The following is a 10,509-nucleotide window of genomic DNA, read 5'->3' on the forward strand; positions in this document are numbered from 1 at the left end:
CCCTCCCACACACCACTTGACGATCCATAGGAGCTTCAGGCCGGCACGACACGGAAGGACGATGGGACTGACGGGAAGCCCCCAACCCGCTCTGATCCGGCCCAAGGGCATACCGCCCACCCAGCCCACCGGCCCGCAGACGGGGAGGCGGGCGGGCAACCACCGCCCGACCCCAGGGGGTCGAGGGGGTGATGGCGGGCCCGAGCGACAACCCCCTCCCCCTCCCCACGCTCCCTCCCCACCCTCCCTCCCCTCATCAAGAAGCAGAAGCCCCCCGCGTCACCGCCCACCGCTCGTGGTCGCGCCACGCCCCGGCCACGTACAGGAACTCCGGCGAGAGCCCCTCCAGGCGGAAGCCCCGCCCCCGGACCAGGCCGATCGACGCGGTGTTGCCCGGCTGGATGTTGGCCTCCAGGCGGTGCAACGCCAGACCGTCAGCGCCGAAGGCGTACGCCAACAACAGGTCGAAGCCCTCCCCGAAGAGCCCGCGCCCCGCGGCGTGCGCGAAGGCCCCGTACCCCAGTGCCCCGCACTGGAAGGCGCCGCGGACAATGTTGTTGACGTTGACGAACCCGGCGATGTCCCTGGTGGCCAGCTCACAGACCAGGAACCCGCTCCCCGCACGCTGGGCGGCGTACGGCTCGTACTCCTCCAGGGTCGCGGGCGGGGACAGCCAGGGCCGGTGCAGCTCGCGGCTCTCGCGCACCCGGGCGGTGAACTCGGGGCCGTCGGAGGCCCGGAAGGGGCGCAGGCCGACCCGGGCGCCCGTACTGACGTACTCAGCGGAATAAGACATCGCCCCAGGCTAGGCACTATGCAAGCATCCCGGTGTGATCATCACCCCCAACAGTGCCGAGCACCCACTCACCGCCGTCACCGCCGCAGCCCGCAACAACGCCGAGTGGTGCGCCGCCGTTTCCCGCAGCGGCCACTTCCGCGATGCGCTCTGGTGCAGCCCGCTCCGCACCCCGCCGCTGTACCCCGACGCGGTCACCCTCACCCTGGGTGCCACGGCCGCCGAGGTGCTCGCCGGGGTGGACACCACCACCCCCGGCTGCTCGGTGAAGGACAGCTTCGCGGCGCTCGACCTCACCCCGGCCGGCTTCGAAGTGTTGTTCGAGGCAGAGTGGATCCATCGCCCGGCGGGAGCGGCCGCACCAACGAACAGCCGACTGGACTGGGACGAGCTGGAGGCCCCCGGGGAGCTGGCGGCCTGGGAGACCGCCTGGGACGGCGACGGAGGCGAAGGCACCGGCCCCGGCCTGTTCCACGAGGGCCTGCTGCGCGAGGGTATCGTCTTCCTCGCGGGCCGCGACGGGTCCCGGATCACCGCCGGGGCCGTCCTCAGCACCGGCGGCGGGGTCGTCGGCGTCTCCAACGTGTTCGCCCACGACGACGCGGACGCCGACGCCGTCTGGGCGGCCGCCCTCGACGCGGCCGCCCGCCACTGGCCGGAGCTGCCGGTGGTGGGCTACGAGCACGGCGAGGACCTCGACACCGCCGTACGCGCCGGGTTCACCCCCCTCGGCCCGCTGCGGATCTGGCTGCACACCGCCTAGGCCTACTCCGTCCCCAGCTCCACCCGCGGCACGTCCCCCCTCTGGATCCCGAACACCTGCACGTACAGCGAGAGTTCGGCCTCCAGCGCCCGCACCATCGTGTCCGCGCGGCGGAAGCCGTGCCCCTCGCCCTCGAAGGTGAGGTACGCGTGCGGCACGGCCGGTTCGCGGCCGCGCAGGGCGGCGAGCAGGCGTTCGGCCTGGGCGGGCGGGCAGACGGGGTCGTCCAGGCCCTGGAGCAGGACGAAGGGGGCTTCGATCCGGTCGGCGCGGGCCACCGGGGAGCGTTCCCGGCAGCGCAGCGCCAGGGTGCCCGGCGGGCCGGCCAGGCCGTCGGTGTAGTGCGACTCCAGGTCGTGGGTCTCGGCGGCGAAGCCCCGCAGGTCGAGCACCGGGTAGATGACGGCCGCACAGGCGTACAGGTCGGTGGCGGCCAGGGAGGCCGCGGCCGTCCAGCCGCCCGCGCTGCCGCCGCGGATCGCGAGCCGGGCGGGGTCGGCGGTGCCCTCTGCGGCCAGGGCGCGGGCGACGGCGGCGCAGTCCTCGACGTCGACGACGCCCCACTGTTCGCGCAGCCGCTCGCGGTAGGCGCGGCCGTAGCCGGTGGAGCCGCCGTAGTTGACCTCGACGACGCCGATGCCGCGCGAGGTGAAGTAGGCGATGTGCAGGTCCAGTACGGGCGGTACGTGCTCGGTGGGGCCGCCGTGCGCCCACACCACGTACGGGGGCAGCTCGTCGTCGGGCGGCCGCAGGGCGGGGTGGTGCGGGGGGTAGACGTGGGCGTGGATCTCGCGGCCGCCGGGGCCGGGGAAGGTCCGGCTCTGCGGCTCGGGGTAGTAGGCGGGGTCCACCGGGTCCCGGGCCCCGGCGCCGACGACGCGCGCGTGCCCCGTGCGGGCGTCCAGCTCGACGACCTCGTAGGCGCTGCGCGGGCTGGCGGCGACCCCGTACACGCGGGTGCCGCTGACGGCCAGGGCGGGCTGCCAGGCGGTCCAGGGCCCGGCCGCGTCGACGAGGTCGCCGGTGTCGGGGTCGAGGAGGCCGAGCACCGAGGAGCCCTGCCCGTGCAGTACGGCCACCGGCCCGTCCGGCAGCGGGGCCAGCCAGGTCAGGCCGGGCTTCCACAGGGCGCCGCCGAACTCCTCCTCGCGGGGGCACAGGTTGACCGGCTCACCACCCTCCGGGTCCACCCGGTAGGGGTTCCACCAGCCGGTGCGGTCGCTGACCGCGAGCAGGGTTCCGTCGGCCGCCCACGCCACCTGGGCCACGGCTTCCTCCGGCCCGCCCAGCACGGTGCGGGGCGTACCGAGCGTCCCGTCGGAATGCACGTCGGCCACTTCCAGCTCCGTGCCGTCCCAGGGCATCCGGGGGTGGTCCCACACCAGCCAGGCCGCGCGGCGCCCGTCGGGGGAGAGCTTCAGCCCGGTGCGGAAGCGGTGCCGGTCGTCGGTGAGTTCCCGTACGGCGGACCGGTCTGCCGCGGCCGACCCGTCGAGCGGTACGGCGGCCGTGACCCGGCGCAGGTCCCCCGGGCCGGGGCCGGTGAACTCCTCCAGCACGCACCAGACCTCGCCGCCGCGCAGCACGGGGTCGGCCCAGCGCAGGCCGCCGCCGACCGCCGAGACGGGGGTGAGCGGCCGGGGCTGCGCGGCGGCTCCGGGGGCGTCGGGTTCGTAGGCGTACAGCCGCTGGTCGGCGTGGTGGACGAAGACCACCAGCGGCCCCCGGCCGGGCTGTTCGGCGCCCGCCCAGGGCAGTCCCCCGTATTCGGTGAGCCGGCTGCGCACGTTCCAGGGGGCCGGCAGTACCGACACGGCGGGGCCGCCGTCCGCGGTGCGGCGCACCAGGGTGCGGCGGCCGCCCTCCTCGGGGCGGGGCTCGGTCCACCACACCTCGGCGCCGACGGTGCCCACGTACTCGGGCCGGCCGTCGTGTGCGGCGGCGTGCGCGGCGGTGATCGGGGAGGGCCAGCTGCCGTAGGGGCCCCCGACGGCGGCGGCCATCACCTGGCTCCCATCACAAGGCTCCCATCACAGGACTTCCATCACAGGGCCCGCAGGGCGCGGTCGAGGACGCGGACGCCGAAGTGCAGGGCGTCGACGGGGACGCGTTCGTCCACGCCGTGGAAGAGGGACCAGTAGTCGAAGCCCGGCGGCAGCTTGAGCGGGGAGTAGCCGTAGCCGGTGATGCCGAGCCGGGAGAACTGTTTGGCGTCGGTGCCGCCGGCCATGCAGAAGGGGACCACGTGCCCGTCGGGGTCGAAGTGCTCGACGGACTCGCGCAGGATCCCGTACGTCCGCCCGTCGACGGGGGCCTGGAGGGCCACCTCCCGGTGCTGGAACTCCCAGTGGACGTCGGGGCCGGTGAGCCGGTTGAGGGTGTCGGCGAATTCGGCCTCGCCGCCGGGCACCGTACGCCCGTCGACGTAGGCGGTGGCGTGGCCGGGGATGACGTTGAGCTTGTAACCGGCGCTGAGCATGGTCGGGTTGGAGCTGTTGCGTACGGTCGCCTCGACGAGGGCGGCGGCCGGGCCGAGCTTGCCGAGGAGGCCGTCGAGGTCGGTGCCGGGGGCGCGCGGGTCGACGGTGAGGCCCTGGAGGGCGGCGAGTTCGGTGATGCAGGCGGTGACGGTGTCGGTGAGGCGGACCGGCCAGTCGTACTCGCCGATGCGGGCGACGGCGGCGGCGAGCCGGCTGACGGCGTTGGCCCGGTTGGGCTTGGAGCCGTGCCCGGCGGTGCCGTGGGCGGTCAGTTTGAGCCATGCGGTGCCGCGTTCGCCGGCGGCGATGGGGTAGAGGGCCTGGCCGGGCCGGGGGTGGACGGTGAAGGCCCCGGACTCGCTCAGGCCCTCCGTACAGCCTTCGAAGAGGTGCGGGTGCTCGTCGGCGAGGAAGCCGGACCCGTCGACGGCGCTGTCCTCCTCGTCGGCGGTGTAGGCGATGACGACGTCCCGGCGCGGCCGTACGCCGTGGCGGGCCCAGGCGCGTACGACGGCCAGCACCATGGCGTCCATGTTCTTCATGTCGACGGCGCCGCGGCCCCAGACCACGCCGTCGCGGACCTCCCCGGAGAAGGGGTCGACGCTCCAGTCGGCGGCCTCGGCGGGGACCACGTCGAGGTGTCCGTGGACGAGGAGGGCGGGGGCGGAGGGGTCGGTGCCCTCGATGCGGGCGACCACGTTGGTGCGGCCCGGGGTGCGCTCCAGCAGTACGGGCTCCAGGCCGGCTCCGGCGAGGCGCTCGGCGGCGTACTCGGCGGCGGGCCGCTCGCGGCAGTCGCCGCCACCGCGGTTGGTGGTGTCGATCCGGATCAGGCCGGAGGTGAACTCGACGACCTCCGCGAGGGCCGTCCCGTCGATGCAGGTTCCGTCGATGCGGGCCCCGTCAACGCGGGCCCCGTCGGCGCGGGCTCCGTCGGCGCGGGCCCCACCGATGCGGGATCCGTCAACGCAGGCCCCGTCCGGGGCCGCGGCTTCTTCGTGGGCGCTCCCTCGGGGGACGCCTTCCACCCGGTGCATGTCAGCCATACTGCTCCTCCACGGCCGCCGAGACGACCGTCGTGACCGCTTTGAAGGTCCGGATCGCCTCGTACATCGTCCCGCTGGTGTACTCGACCCTGCGTTCGCCGCAGCGTTCGACGCCGGGGACGACGGTCGCGGCCATCGACAGGTGCTCGGCGTCGAACTCGACCTCCACCGTGTGGGGGCCGCCGCGCACCGGCTCGTGCCGGACCGCGAGCTTGACGGCCTCGGTGGCGGCGGCGCGGATGTCGGCGGCGGTGCGGGCCGGCGTGCGGCAGACGGCCGCGTAGCGCGAGACGTGGTCCTTGACGGCGACGGTGCGGGCGTCGGGGGCGTATCCGGCGGCGTCGGCGCAGGTGAGGTCGTCGCCGGTGACGAGGATGACGGGGACGCCGTACTCGGCGACCACGTGGGCGTTGAGGACGCCCTCGCTGGCGCGCAGGCCGCCCAGCCAGACGCCGGTGATGGAGTTGGCGAGGTAGGTGTGGGCGAGGACCCCTTCGCTGCCGGCGCCGGTGTGGTAGCCGACGAAGGCGATGCCGTCGACGTCGCCGTGCTGGACGCCTTCGACCATGGAGAGGGACTTGTGGCGGCCGGTGATCATCTCGGCGCGGGCGTCGAGCTTCTCCAGGAGGAGGTTGCGCATGGTCGAGTGGGCCTCGTTGATGAGGACCCGGTCGGCGCCGCCGTCGTAGAAGCCGAGCACGGCGGCGTTCACGTCGGAGGTGAACATGCCCCGGCAGCGCTCCCATTGCGGGGTGCCGGGCAGCACGTCGGCGGGCCAGGTGACGCCCGTGGCGCCTTCCATGTCGGCGGAGACGAGGATCTTCATCGGGCCCCCCGGTGGGTCGGGTCGCGGAGCCCCACCCTAGCCGTCCGGCACGCCGTCGGCCCCGGGCCACGCCAGGGGGCGGGCCGGGGGCGCGGCGGGTCGCGGGGCGGCTCACGGCGGCCGGGAATTCCACCCGAACCGGTGAGCCGTCCCCGGGCGTTGTCCCGCGGCGGCCGAGGGGCCCGTCAGGCGCCGGTCTTGACTTCCTTGGCCAGGTTGTCGAGGACGGTGTCGTAGATGCGGCCGAGGCCCTTGGGGGCGAAGGTGCGCTCGAAGAAGCCGCCGATGCCGCCGGCGCCGTTCCAGACGGTGCTGACCACGGCCCGGGAGCGGCCCTCGCCGGCGGGGGTCACGGTCCAGGTGGTGACCATGGAGGAGTTGCGGTCCTTCTCCACGAGCTGGCCGTCGGTGGGCTCGGTGACCTCCAGCAGGCAGTCGCGTACGCGCTTGCTGGTGGCCTGGAGCTTCCAGTGGACCAGGGTGCCCTCGCCGTCCCCGCCCTCGCGCACCTCGTACTCGCTGAAGTGCTCGGGGAGCAGCTTGTTCCGGGTGCCGGTGTAGTCGGCCAGCGCGTCGAACACGGTGTCCGCGTCGGCCTCGATGATGCGCTCCGTGGCGGCCTCGACCTGCGCCATACCTGTTCCTCCAGCAGTCGTGAACGTTGCGGCGGCAAGCCAATCACCTCCGGGGCGGGCGCCCAAATCCGCCATCCGCCGCCGGGCAGCCCCGGCCGTCCCCCCGGCCGTTCCCCCGGCCGGGGGCGCGGGCCCCGGCCGGGGGGGGGGACGGACCGCTGCCGTCCTGACCGGTCCTCAGGAGAGGAGGCCGAGGAGGTTGCCCAGGGCGATGGTGGCGAAGTTCACGCTGTAACCGTACGAGTTGCCGCTGCCGATGACGCTGCCGCCGAGCCCGTCGCCGCCCAGGGCCGCGGCGTTCGCGGCGGTCGCCGAGACTCCGCAGACGACGACCGCGGCAACCGCCACCAGGGAGGACTTGAGGAAGTTACGCATTTCATCACCTTTCATGATCTATCGGACGCCGATTGCCTTCCCGGCAGGCGGCGCGGAACGCCCTCCCCGAGGGCCGGGCAACCCCTTCGGTGCAGCGACTGCGGCCACTCGCAGCACCGCCCCCGCCGCACCGGGCGGTCTCTCGCCCGCACGATCATGGGAACGTTTGTTCTATTCTCGGGTCCCCGTCACCGAGGAGGCATCCATGCGCTGGGAGAATCTGACCGGGGCGCCGGGCAGCGGTCCGGCCGCCCTGTTCGGGGCCGGCTCCGTCGTCACCCGCACCTTCGACACCCCCGAGTTCCGCGGGATCACCTTCCACGAGGTGCGGGCCCGCTCGATCGTCAACCGCGTGCCCGGGGCCTCGCGGATGCCGTTCGAATGGACCGTCAACCCCTACCGGGGCTGCAGCCACGCCTGCGTCTACTGCTTCGCCCGCAAGACCCACGGCTACCTCGACCTGGACACCGGGATCGGCTTCGACTCCCAGATCGTCGTCAAGGTCAACGCCCCGGAGCTGCTGCGCCGCGAGCTGGCCGCGCCGCGCTGGAGCGGCGCGCACATCGCGATGGGCACCAACGTCGACTGCTACCAGCGCGCCGAGGGCCGCTACCGGCTGATGCCCGGGATCATCGGGGCGCTGCGGGAGCGCGCGAACCCCTTCTCGATCCTCACCAAGGGCACGCTGATCCTGCGCGACCTGCCCCTGCTGCGGCAGGCCGCCGAGGTCACCGAGGTCGGCGTCTGCGTCTCGGTCGGGTTCACCGACACGGGCCTGTGGCGGACCGTGGAGCCCGGCACCCCCTCCCCCGCCGCCCGACTGGCCGCCGTGCGGGCCCTGACGGACGCGGGCCTCGAATGCGGGGTGCTGATGGCACCGGTGATCCCCTTCCTCGGCGACTCCCCCGAGCAGCTGCGGGCGACCGTCCGGGCGGTCGCCGCGTCCGGGGCGGTCTCCGTGACACCCCTGGTACTCCATCTGCGGCCGGGGGCGCGCGAGTGGTTCACGGCCTGGCTCGGCCGCCATCACCCGCACCTGGTCGAACGGTACGAACGGATGTACGCGGGCGGGTCGTACGCGCCCACCTGGTACCAGCGCCGGATCACCCGCCAAGTCCACGAGCTCGCCGCCGAATTCGGCATCGGACCGGCCCGGCGCGGACAGCCGAGGGCCCTGCCCGAGCCGGAGCGGCCCCCTGCCCCGGCCCCCGCCGGACCGACGCAGCTGACGCTGATGTGACCCCGCCGCGCGCACCGCCCGTGACCCGGACGCCTCCCGACGGGTCATCACATCGGGCCAATGCGCGGCCCAATCCCGTCTTCCCGCCACGGTTTCCGGGACGATTCCGCCCAGAACCCTCGGCTGGGAGGCCCCATGCTCCACCCCTCGAAGCTGCGCCCCGCGAAGAAGCGGGCCGCCGTCCTGCTGGCGATCTCCACCGTCGCCGCCGCACTCGCGACCCCCCTCACCGCCGCGCCGGCCGCGCCCGCCGAGGCGCCCGCCCCGGCCGCCGCGGGCCTGCGCTGGACCGGCTGCGCGACCCCCCGCTACCCGACGCTGCAGTGCGCCTCCCTCAAGGTCCCGCTCGACCACGAGCAGCCCGCCGGGCGGCAGATCTCCCTGGCCCTGACCCGCGTCCCGCACACCGCCGCCGCCTCCCAGGGGCCGCTGCTGGTCAACCCCGGCGGCCCGGGCGGCAGCGGCCGCGCGCTGGCCGGGTTCATCGCCTCGGCCCTGCCCAAGGACGTGGCCGCCCAGTACGACGTGATCGGCTTCGACCCGCGGGGCGTGGGCAAGAGCGAGCCCGCCCTCGACTGCGGTTCCGGCCACTTCAACCCGGTACGGCCCGACTCCGTGCCGCGGGACGGCGCGACCGAGCGGGCCAACCTGGAGCGGGTGCGGTCCTTCGCCGTGTCCTGCCAGGAGAAGCACGCGGACGTGCTCCCGTACGTCGGCACCGTCTCGGCCGCCCGCGACCTGGAGGTGCTGCGCACCGCGCTGGGCGCGCCGAAGCTCAGCTACTTCGGCTACTCCTACGGCACCTACCTGGGCGCCGTGTACGCCAAGCTGCACCCGGACCGGGTGCACCGGCTGGTGCTGGACTCCGTGGTCGATCCGGGCGGCGTCTGGTACCAGGACAACCTCTCGCAGGACCTGGCCTTCGACGCCCGCCACAAGGCCTTCCTGGCCTGGGTGGCCCAGTACGACTCCACCTACCACCTGGGCACCGACCCGGCCCGCGTCGAGGAGCGCTGGTACGCGATGCGCGAGGCGCTGCGCGGGACCCCGGCGGGCGGGAAGGTGGGCCCGGCCGAGCTGGAGGACACGTACATGCCGGGCGGCTACTACAACGGCTACTGGCCGTCGCTGGCCGAGGCCTTCTCTGCGTACGCGGTCAAGCAGGACCCGAAGCCGCTGGTGGCGGCGTACGAGCGGCTGGGCGCGGTGGAGCCGTCGGCGAACAACAGCTACAGCGTCTACACGGCGGTGCAGTGCCGGGACTCGGCGTGGCCGCGGGACTGGAACCGCTGGCGGGCCGACATGTGGCGCACGCACGCGAAGGCGCCCTTCATGACCTGGAACAACGCCTGGTACAACGCGCCGTGCGCGTTCTGGCCGACGCAGCCGCTCCAGGCCCCGGACGTGACGAACTCGGCGCTGCCGAAGGCACTGCTGTTCCAGGCGACGGAGGACGCGGCCACCCCGTACGAGGGTGCGGTGAGCATGCGGGACAAGCTGGCGGGCTCGGCGCTGGTGGTGGAGGAGGGCGGCGGCAACCACGGCATCGCCCTCAGCGGCAACAAGTGCCTCGACGAGAAGCTGTCCGCGTACCTGAGGACGGGTCAGGCGGCGGACGCGACCTGCCAGGCGCAGCCCGCGCCGAAGCCGGCCACGGCGACCCGGGCGGTGCCGCCCTCGGCGGGCGGTGCGGCCCTGCACGGGCTGCTGGGCTTCCGCGGCTGAGGCCGGGCGGGCAAGATCGTCCGCATGACATCTCCTTCTCCTTACGCTGACGACCACCTCACCCGTATCGCCGCACCCGAGGGCGTCAGCCCCGGCACCGGCTACAGCCACGTCGTCTGGGGCACCGGGCGGTTCGTGGCCGTGTCGGGGCAGTGCGCCTTCGACGAGAAGGGCGAGGTGGTCGGCGAGGGCGACCCGGCCGCGCAGGCGCGGCAGGTGTTCGAGAACCTGCGGCGGTGCCTGGCGGCGGCCGGGGCGGGCTTCGAGGACGTGGTGAAGCTGACGTACTTCGTCACGGACGTGGCCCACCTGCCGGCGGTCCGGGCGGCCCGGGACGAGGTGATCGCCCCGGACCGGCTGCCGGCCTCCTCGGCGGTCCAGGTCGCGGCCCTGTTCCGCCCGGAGCTCCTGCTGGAGGTCGAAGCCTTCGCCGTGCTCCCGCCGCGCTGAGAAAGACCGCTGCGCGCGCTGCTCCCCGCCCCGCCCTTCACCCGTTCTCGCCTCAAGCGCCGGCGGGGCTGGAAGGCCGGGGCTCCGCCCCTGACCCCGATACCGGGCGCTGCGCGCCCGGTGCGCTCAATCGCCGCGCGGGCTGGAATTTCGCTGCGCGAAATCCAGCCCCG

10 protein-coding genes are annotated in these 10,509 nt (G+C 74.2%); 4 read left to right on the plus strand and 6 right to left on the minus strand.

Going from position 1 to position 10,509, the window contains the following annotated elements; all coding sequences use genetic code 11:
• Positions 1–256: 256 nt before the first annotated feature.
• Positions 257–796, minus strand: coding sequence for a GNAT family N-acetyltransferase (locus AC07A6_RS40440; RefSeq protein WP_478780426.1), 540 nt, complete (start codon positions 794–796; stop codon positions 257–259).
• Between the two features lie 34 nt (positions 797–830).
• On the opposite strand from AC07A6_RS40440, the gene AC07A6_RS40445 reads away from it, so the two are divergent.
• Positions 831–1,559 (plus strand): hypothetical protein, encoded by a 729-nt coding sequence (locus tag AC07A6_RS40445; protein WP_478780427.1) that lies wholly within the window; start codon positions 831–833, stop codon positions 1,557–1,559.
• 2 nt (positions 1,560–1,561) lie between these two features.
• Here the strand turns inward: AC07A6_RS40445 and AC07A6_RS40450 are convergent, their stop codons facing one another.
• The 5 genes from AC07A6_RS40450 to AC07A6_RS40470 form a co-directional block, all read right to left on the minus strand.
• Entirely contained in the window at positions 1,562–3,562 is a 2,001-nt protein-coding gene (locus AC07A6_RS40450; protein ID WP_478780428.1) for a prolyl oligopeptidase family serine peptidase, read from the minus strand.
• 41 nt (positions 3,563–3,603) lie between these two features.
• Positions 3,604–5,076 carry a M20/M25/M40 family metallo-hydrolase gene (locus AC07A6_RS40455; protein ID WP_478780432.1) on the minus strand — a complete coding sequence of 491 codons (1,473 nt, stop codon included), beginning with the start codon at positions 5,074–5,076 and terminating at the stop codon, positions 3,604–3,606.
• 1 nt (position 5,077) lies between these two features.
• Positions 5,078–5,911 (minus strand): M55 family metallopeptidase, encoded by an 834-nt coding sequence (locus AC07A6_RS40460; protein ID WP_362473529.1) that lies wholly within the window; start codon positions 5,909–5,911, stop codon positions 5,078–5,080.
• Between the two features lie 185 nt (positions 5,912–6,096).
• On the minus strand, positions 6,097–6,546 hold the full coding sequence (locus tag AC07A6_RS40465) for an SRPBCC family protein (RefSeq protein ID WP_478780429.1): 450 nt from the start codon (positions 6,544–6,546) through the stop codon (positions 6,097–6,099).
• A gap of 177 nt (positions 6,547–6,723) precedes the next feature.
• Entirely contained in the window at positions 6,724–6,921 is a 198-nt protein-coding gene (locus tag AC07A6_RS40470; RefSeq protein WP_362473535.1) for a hypothetical protein, read from the minus strand.
• Positions 6,922–7,126: 205 nt separating this feature from the next.
• Between AC07A6_RS40470 and AC07A6_RS40475 the strand changes: the two genes are divergently transcribed.
• The 3 genes from AC07A6_RS40475 (at position 7,127) to AC07A6_RS40485 (ending at position 10,336) form a co-directional block, all read left to right on the plus strand.
• A complete protein-coding gene (locus AC07A6_RS40475) occupies positions 7,127–8,161 on the plus strand; it encodes an Rv2578c family radical SAM protein (RefSeq protein WP_478780430.1) in 1,035 nt (344 codons plus the stop codon).
• Between the two features lie 135 nt (positions 8,162–8,296).
• Positions 8,297–9,886, plus strand: coding sequence for an alpha/beta hydrolase (locus AC07A6_RS40480; protein WP_478780431.1), 1,590 nt, complete (start codon positions 8,297–8,299; stop codon positions 9,884–9,886).
• Between the two features lie 24 nt (positions 9,887–9,910).
• Positions 9,911–10,336, plus strand: coding sequence for a RidA family protein (locus AC07A6_RS40485; RefSeq protein ID WP_362473544.1), 426 nt, complete (start codon positions 9,911–9,913; stop codon positions 10,334–10,336).
• Positions 10,337–10,509 lie beyond the last annotated feature (173 nt).

The sequence above is a fragment of the Streptomyces sp. NPDC044002 genome, from assembly GCF_056434525.1.